The 26,608-nt window shown below is 42.3% G+C and carries 18 protein-coding genes and 1 pseudogene; 10 read left to right on the forward strand and 9 right to left on the reverse strand.

What is annotated here, in order from left to right:
* Positions 1-35: 35 nt before the first annotated feature.
* The 3 genes and pseudogenes from V7K41_RS32340 to V7K41_RS32350 all read right to left on the reverse strand — a co-directional run bounded on the left by V7K41_RS32340 (position 36) and on the right by V7K41_RS32350 (position 7,133).
* Positions 36-5,471 (reverse strand): beta-ketoacyl synthase N-terminal-like domain-containing protein, encoded by a 5,436-nt coding sequence (locus V7K41_RS32340; RefSeq protein WP_334854586.1) that lies wholly within the window; start codon positions 5,469-5,471, stop codon positions 36-38.
* A gap of 204 nt (positions 5,472-5,675) precedes the next feature.
* A pseudogene (locus V7K41_RS32345) lies at positions 5,676-5,954 on the reverse strand (hypothetical protein).
* 849 nt (positions 5,955-6,803) lie between these two features.
* Positions 6,804-7,133, reverse strand: a complete 330-nt coding sequence (locus V7K41_RS32350; RefSeq protein ID WP_334854587.1) for a hypothetical protein — start codon at positions 7,131-7,133, stop codon at positions 6,804-6,806.
* Positions 7,134-7,753: 620 nt separating this feature from the next.
* On the opposite strand from V7K41_RS32350, the gene V7K41_RS32355 reads away from it, so the two are divergent.
* The 9 genes from V7K41_RS32355 (at position 7,754) to V7K41_RS32395 (ending at position 17,188) form a co-directional block, all read left to right on the forward strand.
* Positions 7,754-8,962 (forward strand): ABC exporter membrane fusion protein, encoded by a 1,209-nt coding sequence (locus tag V7K41_RS32355; RefSeq protein ID WP_334854588.1) that lies wholly within the window; start codon positions 7,754-7,756, stop codon positions 8,960-8,962.
* Between the two features lie 60 nt (positions 8,963-9,022).
* Positions 9,023-10,201, forward strand: a complete 1,179-nt coding sequence (gene devC, locus V7K41_RS32360; RefSeq protein WP_334854589.1) for an ABC transporter permease DevC — start codon at positions 9,023-9,025, stop codon at positions 10,199-10,201.
* Between the two features lie 203 nt (positions 10,202-10,404).
* Complete coding sequence (locus V7K41_RS32365) at positions 10,405-11,409, forward strand: NAD-dependent epimerase/dehydratase family protein (RefSeq protein ID WP_334854590.1); 1,005 nt, start codon at positions 10,405-10,407, stop codon at positions 11,407-11,409.
* Between the two features lie 284 nt (positions 11,410-11,693).
* On the forward strand, positions 11,694-12,677 hold the full coding sequence (locus tag V7K41_RS32370) for a glycosyltransferase family 2 protein (RefSeq protein ID WP_334854591.1): 984 nt from the start codon (positions 11,694-11,696) through the stop codon (positions 12,675-12,677).
* Positions 12,678-12,755: 78 nt separating this feature from the next.
* Positions 12,756-13,223, forward strand: coding sequence for a DUF2141 domain-containing protein (locus V7K41_RS32375; protein WP_334854592.1), 468 nt, complete (start codon positions 12,756-12,758; stop codon positions 13,221-13,223).
* Between the two features lie 271 nt (positions 13,224-13,494).
* The gene (locus V7K41_RS32380; protein ID WP_334854593.1) at positions 13,495-14,754 is read left to right on the forward strand and encodes a glycosyltransferase; all 1,260 of its coding nucleotides are present in this window, start codon (positions 13,495-13,497) and stop codon (positions 14,752-14,754) included.
* Between the two features lie 410 nt (positions 14,755-15,164).
* Positions 15,165-16,448, forward strand: a complete 1,284-nt coding sequence (locus V7K41_RS32385; RefSeq protein ID WP_334854594.1) for a glycosyltransferase — start codon at positions 15,165-15,167, stop codon at positions 16,446-16,448.
* Between the two features lie 148 nt (positions 16,449-16,596).
* Entirely contained in the window at positions 16,597-16,821 is a 225-nt protein-coding gene (locus tag V7K41_RS32390) for a hypothetical protein (protein ID WP_334854595.1), read from the forward strand.
* Positions 16,811-17,188, forward strand: a complete 378-nt coding sequence (locus V7K41_RS32395) for a PIN domain-containing protein (protein WP_334854596.1) — start codon at positions 16,811-16,813, stop codon at positions 17,186-17,188. The genes V7K41_RS32390 and V7K41_RS32395 overlap by 11 nt, the downstream gene beginning before the upstream one ends.
* 314 nt (positions 17,189-17,502) lie before the next feature.
* On the opposite strand, the gene V7K41_RS32400 is transcribed toward V7K41_RS32395, so the two are convergent.
* The 4 genes from V7K41_RS32400 to V7K41_RS32415 form a co-directional block, all read right to left on the reverse strand.
* A complete protein-coding gene (locus tag V7K41_RS32400) occupies positions 17,503-18,027 on the reverse strand; it encodes a DUF2085 domain-containing protein (protein ID WP_334854597.1) in 525 nt (174 codons plus the stop codon).
* A gap of 42 nt (positions 18,028-18,069) precedes the next feature.
* Complete coding sequence (gene argZ, locus V7K41_RS32405) at positions 18,070-20,181, reverse strand: bifunctional arginine dihydrolase/ornithine cyclodeaminase (protein WP_334854598.1); 2,112 nt, start codon at positions 20,179-20,181, stop codon at positions 18,070-18,072.
* A 177-nt stretch (positions 20,182-20,358) separates the two neighbouring features.
* Positions 20,359-20,571, reverse strand: coding sequence for a hypothetical protein (locus V7K41_RS32410; RefSeq protein WP_334854599.1), 213 nt, complete (start codon positions 20,569-20,571; stop codon positions 20,359-20,361).
* Positions 20,572-20,911: 340 nt separating this feature from the next.
* Positions 20,912-22,543, reverse strand: a complete 1,632-nt coding sequence (locus tag V7K41_RS32415; RefSeq protein ID WP_334854600.1) for a DUF1565 domain-containing protein — start codon at positions 22,541-22,543, stop codon at positions 20,912-20,914.
* A gap of 187 nt (positions 22,544-22,730) precedes the next feature.
* Here V7K41_RS32415 and V7K41_RS32420 point away from each other — a divergent pair, with 187 nt between their 5' ends.
* Positions 22,731-23,267 (forward strand): GNAT family N-acetyltransferase, encoded by a 537-nt coding sequence (locus tag V7K41_RS32420; RefSeq protein ID WP_334854601.1) that lies wholly within the window; start codon positions 22,731-22,733, stop codon positions 23,265-23,267.
* Positions 23,268-23,588: 321 nt separating this feature from the next.
* Here the strand turns inward: V7K41_RS32420 and V7K41_RS32425 are convergent, their stop codons facing one another.
* Together V7K41_RS32425 and V7K41_RS32430 are read right to left on the reverse strand one after the other, a co-directional pair.
* Positions 23,589-23,801, reverse strand: coding sequence for a hypothetical protein (locus V7K41_RS32425; protein ID WP_334854602.1), 213 nt, complete (start codon positions 23,799-23,801; stop codon positions 23,589-23,591).
* A gap of 376 nt (positions 23,802-24,177) precedes the next feature.
* A complete protein-coding gene (locus V7K41_RS32430) occupies positions 24,178-26,559 on the reverse strand; it encodes a phosphoketolase family protein (RefSeq protein WP_334854603.1) in 2,382 nt (793 codons plus the stop codon).
* Positions 26,560-26,608 lie beyond the last annotated feature (49 nt).

A 26,608-nucleotide genomic window follows, 5' to 3' on the forward strand; every position in this document is an offset into this window, starting at 1 on the left:
CACAGAGACGCAGAGAGCACAGAGAGAAGAGATTTTTAATCGGCGATAATGGTAACTCGTCCTTGTGAGCCGTAGCCAACTTCACTAATATAAAGATTGGGGTCGTGAAGCTCGGCGATGATGTTTTGTACTGACTGTTTAGCATCAAGTCTGGGGCTTAGGTCGATCGCACGGGTGAAAACTTTTGACCATTCCCATCTCAGAGTTTTGGTTAATCCGAACAAACCAGCGCCGATCGCACCAAAGTTAACTTTGTACTCTAAGCCAAAGGCTCCATCAAGATGAGCAACTGTGCAGAAGCAACTACGTCCATGACGCGCGGCTTCGTTGAGAGCGGGTTTGAGGTGTTTCGCCATCAAAAATACGTGCTTGACGATCGCCTTTTCTTGTTCGTTATAAGAAATACTCCCGGTGTGATTTCCTACAAACATTGGGTGTAAATGGATGAAGGCCCCAATCACTCCGCAGTGAGATGCGATCGCTTGCAATTGTTGTTGAAGATGTTCTTCACTCAAGTTTGCTAAGGTAACGCGGGTTACTCCTGTAGGTAAGGGCGCTTGTTGGGCGATCAGCGATTGGGGAAAGCTGATAACTACTACTTTCCAGCCTTTCTCGATTAGGGATTCGGTTAATTTATAAGTGGTGAGGGAACCATCATCGGTGATTAAACCGATGTGTCCCTCTGGTAACGTAAAATCCAAATAATCCGGCTGTGCTAGACTTCTGAGTTTGACGAGATGGCGCTGAATATTATGCTCTAATTCGGGTGGCTGTTGTTGGACAAACTCAGGCTCAGACTTTTTTTTTTCACCTCCAGCTAACTGCTGTAGGTAATCGACTATTTGACCAATGGTGCGGAGGTCTCCGAGTTCTTCAATATTTGGTTTGGGTAAGTTAGGGTACATTTCTTGCATCGCCCCTAAGATTTCCACCCGTTTAATCGAATCAATCCCTAAGTCGGCTTCCATGTCCATTTCCAGTTCCAGCATCTCGACTGGATAACCAGTTTTATCGCTGGTGATGGCTAACAGGGTTTCACCTAAGTCTGCAAATTCATCACTTGTAGCGGGTTCGGGTTCTGGGGTAAATGCGACAACTACACTTGGTTCCGGTGCGGTGACTACCTCAACTACTGGTGCAGCCTCTACTGAAATCTCAGTTGCTTGTTGTACTTCGTGAACTGCAATTTCTACAGTAATACTTTTGGAAGCGTGGGATTGCAGATACTCTACAACTTGACCAATAGTGCGTTTTTCTGACAGTTCTTCTAAATTGGGTTTGGGTAGGTTGGGGTACATCTCTTGTAGCGCCCCTAAAATTTCCACCCGTTTGATGGAATCAATCCCTAAATCAGCCTCCATATCCATGTCCATTTCCAGCATCTCGACTGGATAACCAGTTTTATCGCTGGTGATGGCTAAGAGATTTTTATCCAAATCAACAATATCAATGGTTGCACCAGATACAGGTGCAGCAGTTGTGGGTGATGGTTCTGGGGTGAATGCAACAACTTCGTTGACTGGAGGTGAGCTAATTTTGACTACAACCTCGGCTTGAGGTTCTATAACTGGTACAGGTGGCGCGACTACAGGCTCTACTGTCTCGACAGTGGCGAAGTGGGGAGTGGGAAGTAGAGACGCGGGGGATACAGGAGTTTCAACTACAGGCTCTACAGCAGCCGGGAGAGGTTCTTGGGTAACATTTTTAGCGATAGCCTCAGTTACAGGCAAAGGCTGGCTTTCTACTATCTTGGTATTAGGAGGTACTGGTGCATCAGTAACAGTTGTTTCTGTGGTGAACGGAGTGAAATTGCTGAGTTTCTCTGTTAGTTGGGTTGCTCCCTCACCAGAGATGATTTGAGAATACTCTTGCTGTATGAGTTGGAAAAAGTTTTTGGTATATTCCAACTGCTCTTGAAGATATTGTTCATGGATGCGTAGGGTTTCACCTTGTTGGGAGTGAAACTGCATCATGCTGCGCTCTAAGCTTTCCATGACAACTAGCTTCATTTTGGCAGTTTCGGCTGTTGATTTACTTTCACTCAACAAAGAATTCTGCTGCTGCATCAGTTGGAAAAACGCTTTAGCGTATTCCATTTGATGGTTGAGATAAGTACCGTGAACTTGTAAATTCTCAGCTTGATTTTCCTGGAACTGTGTCAGAAGGTATTCTAAACTTGCTAAAAGTTGTTCGTAATTTGTAAGTTTTTCTGGCGTTGGTTGCATCTTAGATTCCTGGGCTGGCTGTGACAGGGTAACAGGATTCATCTGTTGCTCTGGCTGGGTGATGATATTAGATGTCACACCGTTCATGGCTGGGGTGGATTTTTTATGTCCGTTAGTCTCGATCGCAGCCAGAGGTGGAGTCACACCTGGGCTGCTAAACAAAGGAGCCGCATCAGAATATTCGGGGGTGGGTAATGTGACTTTATGCCCATCCTGCAAAGCTAAAGCGAAGGCATTTTTCGTTTTTTCGGATCTGTAGTTTATCCCGTTTAAACGGACATTTAATGTCTTCTTCGTCTCAATTGGGGGGATAGTTTGGGGAAGTTGGTAAGGATCGAGGTTATTCAAAGCCAAACCAATTACTCGCAACTGCACAACTGCTTCTCGTAAGGAGCGATCGCTATTCTTTTGAGTGCTGGGGTTCAAAGATACGGTAATATGAGGGCGATCGCCAAGGATATCTTTGACTAAGTTGGTCAGAATTCTTCTCGGCCCAAATTCCACAAAGCAAGTACCACCCGCCGCATAGATATTTTCAATTTCCTGTTTAAACAGCACTGAATTAGAAAGGTGCGTTTCCAGGATTTTTTGAATACCTTGGGGTTCCTTGGGATACTGCTTACTGGTAACGTTGCTGTAAACAGGAATTTTCGGACTTTGGAACTTGACTGACTTAGTAGCGATCGCAAAGGATTTCTGAGCAAAGGCGATTAGCGGTGTATGGAAAGCTGCTGAAACAGGTAATAATACAGCTGTATATCCTTTCTCGTGTAAAGCCTCTCTGACTCTCGCTATTTCTCCGGTAGGCCCAGCCAAGACAAATTGAGTTGGAGAATTTTGATTAGCGATCGCAACTTGCGGAAAATGTCTGATTACTGCTTCCACTTTGCTGATGTCTTCTTTGACAGCCAGCATACTACCTGCATCATGATCCGGGTCTTCGGGAGCCGCCATTGCTTGACCCCTAGCTTTCACTAAGAACAGGTAATCTTCGGTACTCAAAACTCCCGCAGCCCATAGCGCTGTGAGTTCACCAAAACTATGTCCCGCCACAAAATCTGACTTGAACCCAGCTTGTTGCAGGATGCTGTACATCCCTGCACTCAACACCCCGATGGCTGGTTGAGCGTATTCTGTGCGTTGTAAGGCAGCAATTTGGACATTTTTTTCCGTCTCTGTAAACACAGGATGAGGAAAAACGATTTCTGACAACGGCTGCAAATTATCTTTGAGCAACAGGCTATCCATATAACCATGAAGACGGCGCATCAAAGGGAAATTCATCACCAGTTCCCGCCCCATCTCCAAGTATTGCGAACCTTGACCAGAAAATAGAGAGACAACTTTTCCACCTAATTCCATACCAGAGGAACGGTAATAAATCCCTTGGGGATGCTCCCAAGATGCTGCTGTTCCTTTGTGTTTCAGCCAGTCAATGCTAGTTTGCAGCAACTTGCAAGCTTCTTCAAGATTCTCAGCTACAAACCCAAATCTGGCAGCAGAGAGGGGAATCTGTTGTGATTTGCACTCATTGACTAATTGCGCGTAGTGTGTAAGCGCATCTGGCGATACTCCTGCGGAGTCACTTCGTGAACGCAACTTACCTAAAATCTCTTCCGATTTGCTCAACAATTGCTCTACCGTCGGAGCAAACAACAGCACTTCACTAGCACCAGTGTGTAAGCGGTAAGCGTCGTTTTGGTCGGCTTCATATTCTTCCAAAACAACGTGATAGTTAGTACCACCAAAGCCAAAAGAACTTACACCTGCGCGTCTGGGTGCTTCCCCTTCTGGACGAATCCAAGGTCTGGTTTCGGTATTCAAATAAAAGGATGAATTTTTAATGTTGAGTTTGGGGTTTGGCTCGGTAATGTTAATTGTCGGCGGTAATACTTTGTGATGTAGCGCCAAAGCAGTTTTAATCAAACTCGCCGCACCCGCAGCCGCTTTTGTGTGTCCAATTTGCGATTTCACACTACCTAAAGCGATGTGCTGCTTTTTGTCATCATGCACATCAAAGAAGTCTTTTAAAGAACCGAATTCTGTCGGATCTCCAGCCATTGTACCAGTACCATGTGCTTCCATCAAACCAACAGTAGCGGGAGAGAAGCCGGCATCTTCATAAGCACGTTCTAAGGCTTTAACTTGACCTTCTTTGCGAGGAGCATAAATGCTCTTATAACGCCCATCGCTGGAAGTACCAATACCTTTAATTACGGCATAAATTTTATCGTTGTCGCGTTCAGCGTCTTCTAAACGTTTGAGGACAATCATCCCGATACCTTCACCTAGCATCATCCCATCAGATTTAGCATCGAAAGGTTTGACATTTTCACTAGGAGAAACAGCTGGTGTTTTGCTGAAGGATATGAAAGCCATGATGGTGTTATCGGTATCAACTCCACCAGTCAGCATCATATCAGAACGATGCTCAATTAGCTCACTAATCGCCATTTTTAAAGCACCAAAGGAACTAGCGCAAGCAGCATCAACTACGCAATTCATCCCGCCAAAATTTAGGCGATTGGCAATTCGTCCAGCGACTACGTTAGCTAACATTCCAGGGAAAGCGTTTTCATCCCATTTCACATAAGCGCTTTTGATTTTATCAACGATTTTTTGGGTATCTTCGTCAGATAAACCACTGCTTTTGAGTGCTTTTTCCCAAATTGGATATTCCAACCTTGCAGAAAGTGGCATTCCTAATTGCTTGGCCATAGCCACGCCTAAGATGACACCAACCATCTCGCGGTTAAACTCACGTTTTTCGCCATAGCCTGCATCTTCCATCGCCTCTTTCGCAACCAATAAACTTAATAGTTGCGATACATCTGTGACTTCCAAAATGCTGGGTGGTATGCCGAATTCCATCGGGTTAAAATCAACCTCTGGAAGAAATCCACCTCTTTTACAGTAGGTTTTATCTTCCGTAGTTCTGGGATTCGGATCGTAATAATCTTCAACACTCCAGTGGGTAGAAGGAACATCAGTAATACAGTCAATTTTGTTTACTATATTTTGCCAGTATTCCCGCAAATTCCTGGCTTGAGGCAATAGAGAAGCCATCCCAACAATGGCGATAGGATTATGTTGTAATTGTCTGTTAATTCTGGAGATTGACACTGATTTATCTGATTTGTCTGATTTCATGTTTTTTTCCTCTATAGACTTCATTACAGCCTTTTCACAATTATTGATAAGGCTCTCTAACTCCGCTAAGGCAGTATCAATTGAATAAGCAGACATAGGGCATAGTTAGTACTGTGGATTGTGTAGCTACAGTAATTTCTGTTGCCTACTAAATAATGAAAATCTCTCATCTTGTAAAGCAGCTAGCTATCCTATCTGTGCTAAATGCTTTTCTCCAAATCGACACCACACGACACATACTGCCCTGACAAAGCCTTAAATTTATAGGCGATTTTGGCACACTGCGATCGCGAAAAAATGTTATCCAACGCTAGACTCTTGAAATTGTGGCAATAGGTCAAAAACGTTGTTAAAACTGGTAAAATAGTCTTGGAGTGTAATAGCTGCTTGACCAGTGAATTCAATCCATTTGTAATAGTAGAGATTTTGAGTAATGGTATCCTACTGGAGCGATGGAAACTGAGGAGTAGCTAAGGGAACAGAAACGCTTTTTTCACCCGAAACCCTTTGATTATCTAGCCTAACCACAGCAACATAGCTATTGTTAATGACAACATTCTGTATCTGGCTCAATGTCATAGCCAATTTCAACGTTCGGGATAATGTATTTTATGCTAATCGAACCAGCAAAGTTGACAACTTCGTTACACAAAAGACACCACCTTTAATCCGATTTTATGCAAGTTGAAAAAGTGATAGAACGAGCAGAAAGTGATGGGAAAGCAGTTATTTTTAGTTATTTATAATTTCAAAATTTCAATTAAATAACTAGTTTGTTTAACCACTTTAAAGCATTGAATTAATAAAAATACTAACATACTTTACAGAAACTAAATCATTTCTTTAAAGTTAATTTATAAATAAACATCCCCAATTACTGATGTTAATTTGAATAAAATTAGGCAGGAAAGTATAATTTGTAACTCTATAAAGGTGTCGGATATTTTGCGATCTATGCATTAACCATAAATTTGTGCTGAATTAAGTTAACAATGCAAATCTGTTGTCTAGTAAGTAACAATTCAATGAATACATAGATAAACAGAACAACCATAAGTATGTTTTCTCAGAGAAGCATCATAATTGAGTCAAAGTTTTGGGTTATTTTTCAATATAAGTTAAGTTAAAAAGCAAAGTGGTTATTTATAAAGCAAATGTTAATTTTTAGTATGTTGCGTGATAAACATAATCACGATCGCATTAGTAGGATTTTCATCTGGCGTGTAGGCGCAGCCCGCCACAGGCATCGCAATAGAGTCAATCACTATAGAACCCAAAAGTCAAGATATAGGACTCATATTTGATTTTTGAAAAAAACTCAGTACACCTTTATTCCTTCTTAAGAGTCCCCAGTCCCCAGTTCCCAGTCCCTACAAGTAATTCACACCCATCAAATCGGATTGCTATTAACATCCCTCAATTTATTTTCTAGTGAGACATCTGCTGATGAGGATTCATCTGTGTTCCAGGTTGCATCTGCTCCATCTGTGTTGGATTGAGTTGCATCAAGCTCATATTAACTTTCCCAAAACCGATCAGTCCCATTGCCACTGCTCCGGCACTGAATAACCCCATTGAAACAAATCCAATGGAAACCACACCCATTGGTACTAATCCAATGGAAATTAATCCGTGGGGAATAGCACCAATAGAAATTAATCCATGAGGAGAGACACCAATGGAGAATAAAGCATTATGCGGTGCGATACCGATGGATAGCAGCTTTAATTTCTTTTGCTTATTCTGTACGTCAGTCATACAACCTAAATTCAAACTAGAGGAATTTTAGGATGCTAAACAATTTTATTCGTATGTGTCAAAAGACAAACCGTCATACTTTACCCAAAAAACCTTAAAAATCGGGGTTTTCAATCTTTTCAAAACGGAAGTGATAAAAGCAACAGAATATAGTTAGTAACGAATAAAATTATTCAGTCTCTAATCTTACTGTCATGAAATATTTTAGTGAGAGAATCAAGACTTATCCCAATTAAACCAGTTGACAAAAATAAATTTTTACGCCATACTTAATAACAAGTTTATTCAATTTTTGATTTCATTTTTATAGCGCTTCGTTGTTCTTAAAAGTTAAGTTTTCTGACTAGCGCTATTGTATTTTACGCTACGGGATTAGATGACAAAATAGGATATAACTTAGGAAGCTTTGAAGTAATACGCCATTAATTTTCACGCCACAATAGTAAGTTTGGGCGGTAAAAGCGTACAACAATTCATATAAAACCAATTTAGACCCATCCATTTGATTTAAGGTAGAAAGCCTAGATAAAAAGCTTTCTTGGTAATTTGCGGATGAGTCTATTGTAATCGACTAAATATAACCAGGCTAACTCCTAAAAAAGCAGAATTGGAATGAAAATATGGCAGTAAATAAAGAAAGTCGATTATTCACAAAACCCGTAGGCCGATCGCAAGTAATTTTAGCAGCTTCTCTAACTTTAGCGGCCGGATTAATAGCTTTCTATAGTTTAGTACCATCTTGGTCTAAACCTAAAGTTGTGACACCGCAAGCGTTTCCTCCAAAAGCTGCGACTCCTGCGAAACTTGCTGTAACTGCCTTGGGACGTTTGGAGCCAGAAGGCGAAGTTACTTCTTTGACTGCTCCCGCTTCTAATAATGGGGTACGAGTAGACAGACTGTTGGTGAAAGAAGGAGATACGGTTAAAGCAGGGCAATTATTGGCGTATCTCGAAAATTATGGTCGTTCTAGAACAGCTTTACAACAGGCTTTAGATCAACTGCAAGTTGCCAAAGCTAAACTAGCGCAGGTGAAATCTGGAGCTAAAACGGGAGATGTCGATGCTCAAAAGGCAGCGATCGCCCGTTTAGAGCCACAATATAAAGGAGACGTTGCAACGCAAGAGGCGGCAATAGCTCGCATCCAGGCGGAAGTAGACAACGCTCAAGCTGAGAACGATCGCTATCAGCAATTATATAAAAAAGGTGCGATCGCGGCTTCTGTAGCAGATACCAAAGCTTTACAACTAAAGACTACACAACAGCAGTTAACAGAAGCCCAAGCCACCCTCAAGCGGACTCAAGACACATTCCAAGAACAACGCAAGCAAGCACAAGCACAACTCACCAGTATTAGCGAAGTGCGTAGCGTAGATGTTCAGGTAGCACAAACCGAAGTTAACAGTGCAACAACTTCTGTTCAACAAGCAAAAGCCGACTTGGATTTAAGTTATATTAAATCTCCCATAAATGGCAAAATTTTAAAAATCCATGCCAAAACCGGAGAAGTCATCAGCACCAGCAAAGGATTTGCTGAGATAGGTAAAACATCTCAAATGTATGTGATTGCAGAGGTGTATCAAACCGATGTTCAAAAAGTGCGTGTAAGACAAAAAGCCACAATTACCAGCACTGCATTTACTGGAACAATAAAAGGAACTGTAAAAGAGATTGGTTGGCAAGTTGACAAGCAAAACATCTTTAGCCTAAACCCTGGTTCAGATACAGACCGCAGAATAGTTGAAGTTAAAATCTCCATCGATAATCCCGCAGATAGTGAAAAGGTCGCTCGTTTAACTAACTTACAAGTGGATGTCGCCATTCATATTTAGTCATAGGGCAGATGTCATTCACAAATAACAAATAACAAATGACAAATAATAAATAAATCCATGATTTTCAAAATTCCTTTAGCATGGCTACAGCTAGCCCAGCAAAAAGTTCGTTTATTAGTAGCTGTAGCCGGTATTGGTTTTATTGTGTTGCTAATGTTTGTGCAACTTGGTTTTCAAGATGCCCTCTATTCCAGTGCAACCGCAGTCCATCAGAATCTCAAAGGAGATTTATTTTTAGTTAGTTCGCAATATAAATCTTTGACCTCAAATCAAAGTTTTTCGCGGACTCGTTTATACCAATCTCTGGGGTTTGATGGTGTAGAGTCAGTTAGCCCCATGTATTTACAATTTGCCAAACTGAAAAATCCAGCAACTAGTGAGAAATATTCAATATATGTTATTGGTTTCGATCCAGGTAGACCTGTGATGAACATCCCAGAAGTTGAGAAAAATTTAGATAAACTCAAAACTCCCGATGTTGTGCTTTTTGACCGGGGTTCTCGCCCAGAGTTTGGCCCAATAGCTGAAAAATTTAATGCGGGAGATACTGCACAGACAATTGAAATATTTCCCTTCAATTCATTAATTGGTTATAGAGTAAGAATTGGTGGCTTATTCACGTTAGGGCCTTCATTTGGGGTAGATGGTAATTTACTTGTTAGTGACTCAACTTTCTTGAGGATAAATCCTAATACTCGTCCAGCAGATATGATAGATATTGGTTTGATTTCCCTCAAACCTGGTACTAATGCAGAAATAGTACTGAAAAGTTTACAAGCAAGTTTGCCTAATGATGTCCAAGTTTTTACTCGTCAAGGCTTCATTGATTTTGAAAAAAAATATTGGGCTGTCAGAACACCCATTGGTTTTATTCTTAACTTGATGTTAACAATGGCTGCGGTTGTTGGTGTAGTTATTGTTTATCAAATTCTTTACAGCAATATTGCTACACAGTTCGTTGCTTACGCCACTTTAAAAGCCATAGGTTATGCCAATAGCTATTTATTAAATGTGGTATTTCAGCAAGCTTTGATTTTGGCAATCTTAGGTTATATCCCAGGATTTATTACTTCTGTCTTGTTATATAGTTTTGCAGCGGAAGCAACTAAGCTGCCAATAATTATGACCACTAATAATGCGGTAATTGTTTTAACTTCAACAGTTTTAATGTGCATAACATCAGGAGCGCTTGCTATCAATAAACTCCGCTCCGCAGATCCAGGAGATATTTTCTAAATGATTACTAGCAGTATAATCAATTTATTTTGCCACTATATAGATTGATAGCTAAGTATTAGTGCAGCTCTTTACAGAAAATTTCTTCTTATACCAATTTTAGATTTGAGATTAAAAGTATTTACCAAAACTCCAATTTGGTGTTACTTCAAGTCTTTTATCTAAAAAGTCAAATTCACCTATTTAACAATAATTTCGATTTTATGAACCTCAAAGACAAAACTATCCTAATTACTGGTATTAATGAATTTGTCGGTTTGCGTACAGCCGAGTTAGCCATAGCGCAAGGGATGAAGGTTCGCGGACTACAAAGTTCTACAGCACAGAACAAACAATTACAGAATTTAGGTGTAGAGGTAATTATTGGTAGTATCACCGATTCTATTATTGCTCAAAAGGCTTGTCAGGGAGTAGATATCGTTTTACATACAGAGCAAATTGCCGAAGAAGCTGGTGCAATTAACCATTTTCGTGATGTGAATGTTGGCGGTACTGTCAATATGGCTAAAGCTGCTAAACAGGCTGATGTCAAAACATTTGTGCATCTATCCAGTGTAATGGTTTATGGTTTCAATTATCCTGATGGTGTTACAGAATCTGGACCACTTTCTGGCGAAAATAATCCCTACTGTCAAACGAAAATAGAAGCTGAAACAGCACTTTTAGAACTGAATAATCTCTCAGATTTTGGCATCATTATTATTCGAGCCGGAGATGTTTACGGACCAGGAAGTATTCCCTGGATAGTCAGACCAATTCTGATGATGCGACAAAAATTATTTGCTTGCGCCAATGATGCTAAAGGAGTAATCAATCATGTATATATAGATAACCTGATTGATGGCATCTTTCTCGCAATAGAAAAAGAAATCTACGGTGAAATATTTAATATCACCGATGGACAAGAAACTTCGTGGAAAGAGTATTTTATGCGTTTAGCAGCAATGGAAGGTTTACAAGCACCCCTTTCATTATCAAAAGATGAAATCAAATTGTTCCTAAAGCTACGCGTTCAAGGACAAAAACTTTTTCGGAAAAAAGTTGATATTCTACCAGAGTCTATAGATTTTATGACTCGTCCTTACGCTTGTTCCATTGCCAAAGCCCAAAATCTGTTAAATTACAAACCAGCAGTTGACCTAGAATTAGGTATGCAGCAAACACATGAATGGCTACAAAAAACAGATATTCAAAGCTTGATGAAATAGTTCTTTGGGAGTAGGAAGTTATAAAAATTAGAATAGTAGGTTGGATTGAGTGACAGTGAAATCTAACAAAACCTTGATAATGTTGGGTTTCGTTCCTCAAACGCCACTTGCTTCTTTCAAGGGGAGACGCTGCGCGTAGCTTGCTTCCCCGGAGGGGTACAAGCCGGGAAACCCGTCCAACGCAGTGGCTCCCCAACCTACTAAATTCTGACTTTTTACGTTGCGTCTACCTAATTCCTATTAAGCAGAAAATAATCCACAGATTTTCCGAATACTTGTTTTCTATGAGTAGCAATCAACCACGATTGAGCATCGGATTACCTGTATACAATGGGGAAAAATTTATCAAAGAAGCCATAGATTCACTTTTGGCTCAAACCTTTGAAGATTTTGAACTAATTATTTCAGATAATGCATCTACAGATAAAACTGAGGAAATTTGTAGAGCTTATGCCGAGCAAGACCAGCGTATTTGTTACTACCGCAATGACAATAACATCGGTTGTGCTGGTAACTTTGATCGCGTTTTGAAACTGTCTTCGGGTGAGTATTTTAAATGGGCAGCCTATGACGATCTACATTCTCCAGATTTTATCAAGAAGTGTGTTGACGTACTTGACCAAGATCCTACCATAATCTTGTGTCACTCCCAGGCATATTTCATTGATGAACAGGGGAATTTTATCCAAAATTACGATATTAAAGTCAAGGCAGATGCACTAAAACCACACGAGCGTTTTCACGAATTGCTGACCAAGCACTTATGTTATCAATGTTACGGGGTAATTCGTGCTAGTGCTTTGAAAAAGATACCGCCTATGGGTGGTTATGGTAATGCAGATGGAATTCTCTTGTTAAGACTTGGTATTCTCGGTAGGTTTTATGAAATTCCTGAATACCTATTTTTTTTCAGAAGTCATCCGCAACAATCAATGAGTATGTTTTTTCCCAATTATTTGTTGTTAACAAATACAAATCAAAAAGCATTCTTGAGTATGCTGCCTGATTTTTATGCATATACAGTGTGGTTTGATTCAGCAAAGAAAGGAAAAATTTTATTGCCACATTGGAGAATGATTTGGGAGTATATACTCTCCATCTGGTGTTGTCCCCTGAGTTTATATGAGCGGCTGTGTTGTCATATAAGTCTATATCAGCAGTTAAAAGGGACAGAATATCTTTTGCTGAAAGATTTGCTAAATGTGCTGCAAGTACTTTGGAAACGTTGGCAACCAGCATCAATTAAAGAACAGCAAATCACGCTTTGAACGAATTAGTTCAGAAATAAAAGCTGACTAACGCAGCTTTCTATCAACCCCAAAATCACCTATTCTGACACAAAATCTATGCTGAAACTATCTCAACTATCTCATGTTTTGCTTGCTACTTTAGTAAGCATCAGCTTTGCTAAAACAGCGAACGCAGAGCCAACTGCAACACTTAACGTTGTAGTAAATGGAATACATCACAAAAAAGGTGAGATTTGCTTCCGAGTTTATGCAAATGAAAAAGGATTTCCAATGAGTAGTACTAGTGAAGCTCAAAGTGGCTGCGCTAAGATTAATGGCAGTTCTGTAAAAAAAGAATTCTCCGGTTTGAAACCTGGAACTTATGCTGTCGCTGTGGTTGACGATCAAAATGGCGATCGCAAACTCAATAAAGACTTTTTCGGTATTCCCAAAGAAGGTTTTGGAATTTCTAAAAATCCAACTGTGTCCATACAAACAGGTACACCAAAGTTTCGTGATGCCAGTTTTGTTGTAAACAAAAATACAACAGTTAATATCATCATGAAATATTCGCTTGATTCGTAAAGGTGACTGGGGATTGGGGACTGGGGACTGGGGACTGGGGACTGGGGACTGGCTCTCTAGAAGATATTTCTGATTCACAATCTCCAATCGCTAATTCCTAATCCCCAATCCCCAATCCCCAATCGCTAATTCCTAATTCCTAATCCCTAATCCCCAATCGCTAAATTCCTAATCCCTAATCCCCAATCGCTAATTCCTAATCCCTAATCCCAATCCCCAATCCCCAATCCCCAGTCCCCAATCCCTTATCATACCGGAGACTAAAAATTTAATGGAAGATTTGGCAATATTTCTGTCTAAGTCTTTGATGGGTTGGCTGGTTATTCAGGTGTGTTTCACGCTTGTCTTTATATGGTATCTGCGCTCGTCTAAAAAAAACTTATTACCAGATGACCAGTTGCCCAAAACAGCAGTAATTCTTTGCTTACGCGGAGCCGATCCGTTTTTGCCGAGATGTTTGCGATCGCTCCTAAATCAAAACTATCCACAGTATGATTTAAAATTAATTGTTGATAGTCACGAAGATCCCGCTTGGAAAATTGCTAGTGAAACCATCACTGAGCAAGAAGCAACTAATGTTCAAATCAGCCCTTTGAGAATAGTACGCAACAGTTGTAGTCTCAAATGCAGTTCTTTAATCCAAGCTATCCGTGAGTTGGACGATTCTTATAAGGTGGTTGCTTTAGTAGATGCTGATACTATAGTTCATTTGAATTGGCTGCGAGAATTAGTCAGTCCTCTAGGCGATGCGAAAGTCGGCGCAACAACCGGCAATCGTTGGTACGTACCAACTGGTAAGTATTGGGGTTCTTTAGTGCGGTACGTCGGCAATGTATCCACAGTAGTGCAAATGTTTATCTTCCAGATTCCTTGGGGTGGAACTTTGGCTGTGAAAACAGAAGTACTTCGCCAAACAGAACTGCTAGATAAGTGGGGACAAGCTTTAGGCGAAGATTTTATGATGCACGATATCCTCAAAAAACATGATTTTCAGGTAAAGTTTGTGCCTTCGCTGCTAATAGTCAATCGTGAAGAGACTGATTTATTCAACTTAATAGACTATCTCAAGCGCCTTATCCTTTATTCTCGACTGTATCATCCCCGCTGGTTGGCTCTGGTTAGTGAAGCTGTTTCTAGCATTTTGTTTCCGACTCTACTAAGCGTGTTAGTTCTAGAGTCGTTGTTAGAGGCAAAATGGGAAGTTGCGGCTCTGTTGTTAGTCTGCTATGGAGTCTACACTGTCGGATTACTCTTGCTAATGCTGGTGTTGGAATTGGAGATCCAGCGAATGGTTCGCTCTAATAACCAAGCGATCGCCAAATTATCAGCTGCTACAATCATTAAAATGTTGATTGGAATTCCGCTGACACAGTGGGTTTATGGGTTAGCGATGCTATCATCCCTGTGGACATCAACAGTCACCTGGCGCGGTGTCAGCTATCGCATTAAAGGGCCTTGGAATGTCCGCTTAGTGGAATATCGCCCTTATCAATGGTTGGATCAGCCTATTAATAACAAAGTTTCTCTTTGAATTAAATCGCTAAATATCAACTAGGGCATGAAAGTTATTACACCAAACATTCCCTAGTCTTCAAATTGTATTATCTTATATTTAGTAGAACTATGTTAGCTATAACCCTTGTCAAAAGATACGTTTTTACTTGTTGAATACCAAAATGGATTTGCATTAATGGCAAGGGTTTAGGCAAATGTATTAAGGGGAATTTTGACTTAGCATTTTGGATGTTTTGATAGTTTCAATCCAGGTTTATAAACATCCGCTTCAAAATCGACAATTTCGGCTATTTGACAATGCGTAAATCCTTAGTATAACTGTATTAACGGGAATTTCTAAGCCAAATAATCAGGATGTTCATCAAACATTTGCTGCGTAAATCCTAAGTTAACAACCAGCAATTTTGTGAAATATTCCCCTTTATTATGACTAAGCAAAAACTTCGCATTGCACTGTTTACAGGGTTGTACGCTCCTTTCTTGACTGGTGTTTCCGTTGCAGTTCACCAACGAGTTCGTTGGTTGCTAGAACAGGGACATGAGGTTTTTTTAATCCATCCCCAAATCAACGATCGCTACCCCAAAAATGTTGGCGATCGCCCCATGCCAGGTTTAGAGGAAATTCAATCTTTCCCCAATTTTTCTGCTTACGCATTCCCTACAGAACCACTGATATTCTACAAGTCTCTTCCTCAACCGTTGAACTATCGACATTGGAGCGATACCAAGTTGCTGGAGAAATTCAAGCCCGATATTATCGTGGTTGAAGAAGCAGCCCAAATGAGAGGTTTATACTCATTTTTCTTGCAAGGTTATGGTCGCCCTATCGGCACTCAATACGCAAAACGAACAGGCACACCAATAATATCACTCTTCCATACAGATATCGTTGCGTATATCAAATATTACTTCGGAGATCGGTTCTTCAGTTTGGTTCGTCCCATTATTCCTGTTTTAGTCAAGCAATTTACTGAGTTTTATGATTTCAATTACTTCTCTTCTAAAGAACAACTGACTAAATACGAAGAACTCAAATGCCAACGTGCTGAATACGTCGCTTATCAAGGTATCGATTGCGAAAAATTTCATCCGCGAAACATCTGTTACGATCCAATTCCCAATGATAACCGACCAACTCTTTTGTTTGTCGGACGCATTACCCCCGAAAAGAATGTCAACCAATTACTTGATATCTTTCCAGTCATAGCTGCCAAAATTCCTGATGTCCATCTGGTGATTGTTGGTAGTGGCCCGTTAGATAAAGAGATCCGCGAGCGTGCTAAAAAGTTTGGATCGGGTATTACTGTATGGGGTGAGTCTCACGGTACAGAACTTCTGGGTTGGTTTGCTAGAGCAGATATTTTTGTCAATCCCTCCGTCACCGAGAACTTCTGCACGACAAATAACGAAGCGCTAGCGTCTGGAACCCCTCTGGTTGCTGTTGTTGCACCGTCAACCTCAGAACAGGTATTTCCTGGTCGTAACGGTTTCCTTGCCCAACCTAACAATCCTACAGATTTCGCCCAAAAGGTAATTGCGATTCTGGAAAATCCCGGTTTGAAAGCAGATATGACTAGACACGCTCGCCCTTCCATACTTGACTTTGATTGGTCAGCGTGTATGCAGAAATTTGAACACAAACTTTACCAAATCGTTGAAGGAGCGCAGAAGGTGAAAGTAGGTACAACCAGTATAAGACCACAGCGATAAGAAATAAATATGGCGATCGCTAGTATTTACAGTACTAGCGATCGCTAATTAGTGGCTTTAACAAGGCTGTTAGTTAAAGGGTGCGTAGGCATAGCCCGTCGTAGACATCGCATTAAAATAAAACCAGAGCTCAACAGTTAAGATAATAATGGAAGTTTTTCAACTTACGACAATTGTTGATGCATCAGGGCATTTGCATCTTGACATCCCAACACAGCTAGCGCCTGGGGAGGTGAATGTCGTGGTTGTTCTGAATCCAGTTGCATCAAATAGCACACAAAAATCTGATTATGATTTTTCCGATCTTGCGGGTAAATTAGTCTGGGAGGGAGATGCATTAGCGATGCAAAAGGTGTTACGGGATGAGTGGTAGTCGCTATTTGTTGGATACAAATGCGATCGTAGCACTGCTACAAGGGAATTTACAGCTGCTGCAACTGTTGCAAAATGCTGATTGGATAGGAATTTCGATTATTAGTAAAATTGAATTTCTAGCATTTTCTGGGTTAAGTCAGGGAGATCGCCAACTCTTTGAGCAATTTATCCAACGAATTGAAGTTGTTAGTTTAATGGCTGATGATACGGTGTTAATTGAGCAAATTATCCAACTTCGCCAGCAATATCGGCTGAGACTACCCGATGCAATCATCGCAGCGATGGCGCTTCAGACAACTGCGAATCTAGTAACAGCGGATCGGGAATTTGCAAAAGTATCAACATTAGCAGTTATTGGCTGGTAGCGATCGCTCTTTTATCTTCTTCACCACCTTAGCTAACGTTAACGTAAGCTAAAACAGAGGTGGGGTGCTTTTATTATCCTCTTGCATTTTTATATTTGCATCGCTGTGCTATTTAAACGTAACCTGCTGCAATGCGATTGTTTCAGCTTACAATGCGATTGTTTCGGCTTACAATGCCATTGCATCGACTTACAATGCGATTGTTTCAGCTTACAATGCCATTGCATCGACTTACAATGCGATTGTTTCAACTTACAATGCCATTGCATCGACTTACAAAAATTAATCCACTCTATAAAGTTGCGCGATAAAATTTACAATTGGGTCAAGCTAGTTTTAGCATCCTGCCACCCGTGCAAGATTGGCATAGTAAACAATCCCCACGCCAAACCTGTAATTAACCCAAAAGGCGTAACCAGATAGTTATTAAAACTCCACAAACCAAAAATCTGTGCTGCCAATTCCAAAGGATAAGCCATCATCAGCACACTAGCTAAAGCCACACCACTCCAGCCATACTGACTTAACCAGTAAAATCCTTTACCACCAGTTATCCCATACAGCAGGCGAGTAATCAGCAAACCCGTCACAGTGCCATAGCAGCGCATACACACAGCCATAATAAACGGTGGTGCTAAATCTAACCCCATATCTGGTTGCGGACAAACATGATTACCCATGAAATAAATGATGTCCGCAATTCCAGGAAGCAAAGACACTCCAGACGCAGCCAAAAAGGGAGCGATAGGCGGCCCAAAAACCATACCCACCAGCATGAAATCAGCAATCAAACTGATCCAATTAACCTGCAACTCTTCACTCAAAGCTACTCTTACCATCTCCCTCTCTCTGCGTCCTCTGCGCCTCTGCGGTTTATTTTCTTAACCTACCTTATTTACATAAGGACTTGTTAACTTATCCAACTGCTGAATCAACAGACTGAGAAACAAACCCACATCTGTCACCACACCTACCGATTCTACAGAACCGCGATCGCTCAGTTTAGTCACCACAGCTGGATTAATATCTACACATACCATTTTCACACCAGCCGGGGTCATATTTCCCACCCCAATAGAGTGCAGCATCGATGACAGCATCAAAATCATCTCTGCACCTTCTAAATGTTTGGCATATTGCTCCTGTGCTTGAATCAAATCCATTTGGGTATCAGGTAAAGGTCCGTCATCCCGAATCGAACCCGCAAGCACAAAAGGTATATTATTGTGGACACACTCATACATCACGCCACTTTTAATTGCTCCCGCCTCCACAGCTTTGGGAATGCTGCCATAACGGCGGATACTATTAATTACCTTCAGGTGATGGCGGTGTCCACCATGCACGGCAACACCCCGCTTCATATCTACACCCAAAGAAGTGCCCATGATATTTTGCTCGATGTCATGAACTGCGATCGCATTCCCAGCCAGCAACGCCTGTACATATCCTTCCCGAACCAGTTGCGCCAAGTGTTCGCCGCCACCAGTGTGAATCACCACAGGCCCAGCCGTGACAACTACCTTACCACCAGCATCGCGGATTTTACGTAATTCCCAAGCCACTTGCTCAACGACTAATTCCACACGCCGTTCGCTGGAAACTCCTGCCGACATAAAGCTGAATTCTTGGGTGCTGCGGAGTTCCCGCGATTCAGTTTTGCGAATGGTGCGGATACCTAACACATCTACAATTACCTGTTCGCCAACTTTTAAATCCCGTAGTATTTTACACCGAGCAACTAAACCTGTGGGAGTTTGAGTAATGGCGATCGCGCCATCCATCCGTTGATTTTCTACCTTCACCCACTGACCATTAATTCGCACTTCCGTGGGATAAATTGTACTGACGTAGAAATCATCGGGCGCAACGCCATCTTGAATTACAGGCTCTAGTTTGGCATCTCGCTCATCATGGGGTAAATCTACAGCACCCAATTCAATCAACCGGGAAATAATTTCTTCCATCACCTCATGGGACGGTGCTGATACCCTTACCTCGGCGGCTGAGGTACTTTGGCGCTGTTCTCCCAAGTTGAAATTCAGGACTTTGAAACTTCCCCCAGCATCTATAATCAAATCCAAAGCGCGGTTAATTAAGCCAGCATCTAACAAGTGTCCTTCCATGCGAACGACGCGGCTTTCTACCGAGACAGTGGCATGAATTTCATCTCTAACTGGTTCTGTAACCCGCAGAGTTAAGCATTTAGCCGCCCCACCAGCTTTGAGAAATTCCGTAAGTGGCGTTTCCAAAACTTGGAAACCTGCATCCCCAAGCCGGGTTTTCAAAGCATCACTCGCCTTGTTCATGATGACGATGCTATCAACATTCACCGTATTACAAGCAAAGTTAAGTGCATCGGCTTCTTCAATTGCGATCCGCTTTTCTGGTGCGACTCGCATTTCAATTAAGCGGTTGGAGTAAGAATCAAAAGCGCCGGGATAGTATAGCAAATAGCCATTTGCTAAGGGACAAAAACAGGTATCTAGGTGATAGAAACGTTCGTCTATTAATCGTAGAGATAGCACCTCAATATCCAGCCATTTAGCTAGATAAGGGTGAGAATCTAATTCCGAGCGGAAACCGTATCCCGCCCATAACCAGCGTCCTTCCCGATCTAGCAGTGCGTCTCCTGCTCCCTCAAAGGGCAAATCTTTGGGAAGTTCATTGACTGTATAACCATTTGCCTCAAACCATTGCTTGAAGAAAGGCTCCTCTCCCTGACGTTCTTTGTGCAAAAAGCGACTGAGGACGACGTTCTCGCCCAGAACTAAGCCAGCATTGGCAGTAAAAACCAAATCAGGCCAGCCTTTTTCAGGTGGTACTAAATCTACAATGGCGTGTTCTTTGAGGATTTGATGTAGTCCCTGCCACTGTTCCACGGCGCGATCGCGCGATGATTTGTGAATATTCCCTTCCATCCAAGGATTAATCACATAGTCCACGTCGTAGTGGTCAGGAGGGCACATTAAAAAGCGAATCCGGGAAGTCATAAAAATCTTACAAGCGTTTTGTATGCTACAAGCTTACTTTGAATACAGACTTTTGTTTTTATACAGGTAAAATCTGCTACTAAAGCTTCTATCTTTTGATAGTTGAAGACTTTACAAAGGCTTCAACTATCAATTCTATGGTAATAATACCAATTCAAAATTCAAAATTAAGAAAGCCTAATTTAATCTGGGTTTCCAAGAAAGTGGGGCAAGTAAAAACACCATTATAAAGTAGCAAATATTAGTAGCGATCGCCCCGTGATGTGAAAGAAGCAATCGTTCCAGGCTGGATTTGCCTAGACAGTGATGAAGTTTCTGGGAGTCAAGCTTGAGGTATTGACTTTCATGGGCATTAGTACCGAAATCTTTATCAAATGTTCTCAAATCCACAGTTTATAGTATGCTAATAACAAGCAACTAACCATCATAATCCGTAGGTTTAGTCAAGCGAACGCTCATTTTCCCAGCGTTCGCTTTTAACTTTTCACCAACACCCGTGGCTTCTTGGTAGCAAAAGCCCCCGCAAGTCTTAGTGCAGCAGTGGGGTTTGGGTCAAAAGAAGCAGGGGAGCAGGGAGCGGGGAGCAAGGGGGAGAAGCTGGGACGAAGCTTGTACCCCGCCCCAGCCGAGCGCCCTTCCAGGGCGGGGCTTTGTACCCATGCTTTGCTTCGCTCCGTGCAGAGTGTTGGACTTGCTCCCCCTGCCCCCTGCCTCCTGCCTCCTGCTTCCCTCAAGCAGTCACTATATAAGACGAATTGATCGCTGCTACACGACCAGCATCTACCAAAGCTTGATACACTATCGCCGCTACCTCAGCGCGTGTAGCATCGCGGGTAGGATTGAGTTGTTTCAGGTTTGGGTAATTAACGATAATTTCCTTGTCTATAGCTTTTACTACCTCATCCTTGGCATATTCAGGAATCTTAGCTTGGTCATCGAAAACTTTGATAGTTGCCGTACCATCAGTAGATAACCCCAGTCCATTCACTAAAGAGACAATCACTTGCACGCGCTGGATATTTTTGTTGGGACTAAAGGTATTGTCGGGAAAACCAGAAAGAAATAAACCTTGATATGCCTGCTGAATTACCTTGGATGCCCAGAAATCTGCTGGTACATCTTTGAATTTGATCGCCGGACGGCTTGGTGGTGGATTGAAAGCTTTTACCAGTATTGCCGCGTATTGTGCCCGTGTCATCGTCGCATCGGGTTTAAAAGTGCGATCGGGAAAACCATTAACTATTCCCAATTTGACTAATTCCCGAATAAACCCACCTGCCCAATGATTCGCAATATCGGTTAATTCAATAGTTGGTGTTGGAGTTGGAGTTGGGGTTGGTGTTGGCGTTGGAGTTGGCGTTGGTGTTGGCGTTGGTGTTGGCGTTGGAGTTGGCGTTGGTGTTGGCGTTGGTGTTGGCGTTGGAGTTGGGGTTGGTGTTGGCGTTGGAGTTGGGGTTGGCGTTGGGGTTGGTGTTGGGGTTGGTGTTGGAACCGAACTATCTGCAAACTCTATGTTTCCGGTAACTTTAGACGCATCTATTTTATTTCCTAGAGAAATCAGCTTGTTGGAACTGACATTTTGCAAATCAAATTTACCGTTATTGCGTAGAGTATTGCCCCCTGGATTATTGGTACTGCCGATATCCGGTAGAGCAGTTCCAATCACTGTAATCCCATCATCAGTATTATTTTCACTGACATTATTACGTAATACGGGACGGGCACTACCAGAGATGACAATCCCAGAACGGTTTTCATAAATTCTGTTATCTCGAAGGATGGGTGATGCAGTATCACTAATGGCAATGCCAAAACCTGTTTTGAAGTAGGTATTATTTTCAATTTGACCTTTAGAATTTTTAGCGATCGCAATTCCATTAGCTGCATTCTCACTGAACACATTACCTAGAATCACTGGGTTAGCATCGCCAGTGGCAAATACTCCCTCCCGCTTATTCTTGATAAAGGTGCTATTAGCAACAGTAGGGGCAGTTGATTCAATCCAGACACCACTACCACGGCTAGCCAAATTTGTTACAGTCACTCCCCGCAGTTCAGCTTTATCTAGCAGCACAAAAGTGACATTCTGACCAGCAAAAGTACGGCTCAGATAGCTACCACTTCCTTCAATCAAAATGCCATTGCCTTTATTGGTTTCATTACCCACAACTGTTACGCTAGATGGAATCGTTAACGGAAAGACTTCACCGCTAGCAGCATTGTAATTACCATCTGCCAGTTGAATCTTGGTATTAACAGTAGCTACCTTGAGGGCTTGTGTAATAGTTTTGAAGGGGGCTTGTTGAGTACCTGGGTTGGTATTGCTGCCTGATACTGGATTTACGTAAAAAGTTTGAGCCATATTTATACTTTCATAAAATACATAGCTATCCTAGCGCTAACCATGAAAGTAAGTAGTATTTGATGCATTAAGTAACTTTGGAGATCGAGACTGAACCTTGGGGTTAAAGGTTCTTTCAAGTCACAAACCCCAACGGTGTCGTGATTCAACTCGTCCAGTGAATCGCCGAAAACATAGGAGAAACAGTATGAACTATGTCCCGCCACCTGCGATAAAGATAAACCTCCGCCCTGCTAGCTTTGCTGATTTGGATTTATTGCGCCACTGGGATGAGCAACCTCATGTGGTTGACTCCGATCCTAACGATGACTGGGGCTGGGAAGTAGAACTTGACCGCGCTCCCGAATGGAGAGAGCAATTGATTGCTGAAATTGATGGTCGTCCCATCGGATTTATTCAGATTATCGATCCAGCACATGAGGATAGCCATTACTGGGGTAATGTTACGGCGAATCTTCGTGCCATTGATATCTGGATTGGGGAAGAAACTGATTTGGGTAAAGGTTATGGAACACAAATGATGCGGCTTGCACTTGCTCGATGTTTTGCCGATCTGCAAGTGACGGCTATACTTATTGATCCGCTAGCCAGTAATACCCGCGTTCACCGCTTCTATGAACGTCTTGGCTTCAAATTTATCGAGTATCGACGGTTTGGTGACGATGAGTGCTTTGTTTATTGCCTGAGTCGAGCAGATTGGCATGGTGAAAGTGAAATTAGCTGAATCACCAGAAATTTTTTGATTACTTACCCCAGAAATGTTAGCAGATGCAGGTGATATTATGTCCGGTTAATCACTTATGATTACCGCATCTGTGCAAAAATCCCAAAAGCCTCTTTCCCCCTGCCCCCTGCTCCCAGCAAGAACTGCGGTCTAAATGATAAGTCTTTACCCGGACATGATATGATATGCTCCCAGTGTAACCGCCCATAGTAAGTGATGGGCTACGCCCGACCGTAGGTCATCTATTCTGTTGGTTCGCGTATCATTGAAGCACTTAGCGAAAGTGAAATTTCCCAGCTACTTGATGAATTATTTGTGGTTTTATCCGAGGAACAATTCAATCAACGACTGCCCGAATTCAATCAACGACTGCCCGAATTCAATCAACAACCGCCCGAATTCAATCAACGACCGCCCGAATTCAATCAACGACTGCCCGAATTCAATCAACGACCGCCCGAATTCAATCAACAACCGCCCGAATTCAATCAACGACCGCCCGAATTCAATCAACGACCGCCCGAATTCAATCAACGACTGTCTGAATTTAATATATAGGAATCCTATCTGAATTCTGAACAGGATTTCAGATGAAACCCTTGTCAAACGGGCTTTTTAGTTTCAGTATTTTTTCAAGACTCAAATCGGAGTCCTATAGGAACTTAGCAAACTTGCTTTTATTAGACACAAAAGCGATCGCTTACATAATTTATTTTTTCTGGTCGTTTATTTTTTTGGTAGTCGCATAAGTCCTAAAAAAGGAAAAAGCAAGCAGAAGAGTTTCTTCTGTGCCTCTTTTCACTTATTTCCTATTTAGGACTTACGCAAAACTACACATTGTAGGGGGAATTCATGAATTGCCCCTACCTGAAAATAAGGGTTTCGGTTATTGTTTGCGTAAGTCCTCCTATTAATAGGGCCACTTCCAGTCCCGAATTTCCGGCATATCGTCGCCGTACTTCTCAATGTAGTGCTTATGTTCGATCAGCTTATCTTGCAGATGCTGCTTAACATAAGCTGCCCTATATCCCAATTTTGGTACGCGCTCAATTACGTCCATCACTAAATGGAAGCGATCGAGTTCGTTAAGAACAACCATATCAAAGGGGGTGGTGGTAGTTCCTTCTTCTTTGTAGCCACGCACATGGAGCTGATCGTGGTTAGTGTGGCGATAGGTTAAGCGATGAATCAACCAGGGATAGCCATGAAAGGCAAAGATAATGTGTTTATCGGTGGTGAAAATCGTGTCAAAGTCTCTTTCGCTCAAACCGTGGGGATGTTCGCTTTTTGGCTGTAGTGTCATCAAATCGACTACGTTTATTACCCGCACTTTTAAGTTAGGGAAGTGCTGGCGCAGAATGTCCACAGCCGCCAAGGTTTCTAAGGTGGGAATATCCCCAGCACAAGCCATTACTACATCTGGATCGCCGTCTTGATCGTTGCTTGCCCATTCCCAAATGCCGATGCCTTTGGTGCAGTGCTTGATAGCAGTATCCATGTCAAGGTATTGCAATGCTGGTTGCTTTCCAGCAACGATGACGTTGACATAGTTGCGGCTTCTGAGACAGTGGTCAGTTACTGATAGCAAAGTGTTGGCATCAGGCGGCAAATACACGCGAACGATTTCTGCTTTTTTGTTAACTACATGGTCGATAAAACCGGGATCTTGGTGGGAGAACCCGTTATGGTCTTGCCGCCAAACGTGGGAGGTGAGGAGATAATTGAGGGAAGCAATTGGTTTACGCCAGGGAATATGTCTGGTCGTTTTCAACCATTTGGCGTGCTGATTGAACATCGAGTCAATGATGTGGATGAAAGCTTCGTAGCAAGAGAAAAAACCGTGGCGTCCTGTGAGGAGGTAGCCTTCTAACCATCCTTGACAACAAGTTTCGCTAAGAATTTCCATCACCCGACCGTCGGGGGAAAGGTGGTCATCTTCCGGGAGAATCTGGGCTACCCAATCCCGGTCTGTGACTTCTAACACAGAGCTTAAGCGATTCGATACTGTTTCGTCTGGGCCGAGGATGCGGAAGTTGCGCCTTTCTTGGTTAAGTTGCATGATATCCCGGAGGAAAGTTCCGGCAACTTGGGTAGCTTCAGCGATCGCTTGCCCTGGTTTTAGAACATCTACAGCATAGTCTCGAAAGTCCGGCATCTTCAGGTCACACAGTAAGATACCGCCGTTAGCGTGGGGATTGTCACCCATACGTCGATGACCTTTAGGAGCCAGTTCTCTTAATTCAGGAATCAGCTTACCATTGCTGTCGAAGAGTTCTTCTGGTTTGTAACTCTTCATCCAATCTTCTAGGAGTTTCAGGTGTTCTGGCTGTTTAGCTATGTTGCCAAAGGGGACTTGGTGCGATCGCCAATAACCTTCGGTTTTTTTGCCATCCACTTCCTTGGGCCCTGTCCAACCTTTGGGGGTTCTCATGACAATCATCGGCCACTGAGGACGTTCGGTGAAACCATGTACGCGGGCTTCCCTTTGGATACTTTGAATTTCGGCGATCGCTATATCTAAAGTCGCCGCCATCTGCTGGTGGACATCTGCCGGATCGTCACCTTCTACAAAATATGGCTTGTAACCGTAGCCTACAAATAGACTTTCTAATTCCTCACAGCTAATCCGTGCCAATACAGTTGGATTAGCAATTTTATATCCATTCAAGTGCAGGATCGGCAGTACAGCCCCATCATGCACGGGGTTCAGAAACTTGTTGGAATGCCAGCTAGTCGCTAAAGCACCTGTTTCAGCTTCGCCGTCACCAACAACAGCAGCAACAATTAAGTCGGGATTATCAAAAGCAGCACCAAAAGCGTGGACGAGGGCATAACCTAATTCTCCGCCTTCGTGGATCGAACCAGGAGTTTCCGGTGCAACATGGCTGGGAATACCACCAGGGAAAGAGAACTGTTTAAAGAGTTTCTGAATTCCTTCAGCATCCTGGGAGATGTTGTGATAATACTCGGTGTAAGTCCCTTCTAGATAGGTGTTGGCTACCAGTCCAGGGCCTCCATGACCAGGCCCAGCAATATATATTGTGTTGAGGTCATATTTTTTGATGACCCGATTCAGGTGAACATAGATAAAGTTTAGCCCTGGTGTAGTTCCCCAGTGACCCAAAAGCCTGGGTTTGACGTGTTCCAGCTTTAGCGGTTCTCTCAGTAGCGGATTGTCGAGTAAATATATCTGCCCAACCGAAAGATAGTTAGCTGCACGCCAGTAGGCGTTTATTTTATGTAATTCTTCATCTGTTAAAGGCTTTGTTTGTGGAGTCGCTGCTAATGTCATTATCGACACTCCATTCCAAAAGGATTGTGACAAATTCATCCGTATGCAA

This window comes from Nostoc sp., from assembly GCF_036917415.1.
In the GTDB taxonomy this organism is placed as follows: Bacteria; Cyanobacteriota; Cyanobacteriia; order Cyanobacteriales; family Nostocaceae; genus Nostoc.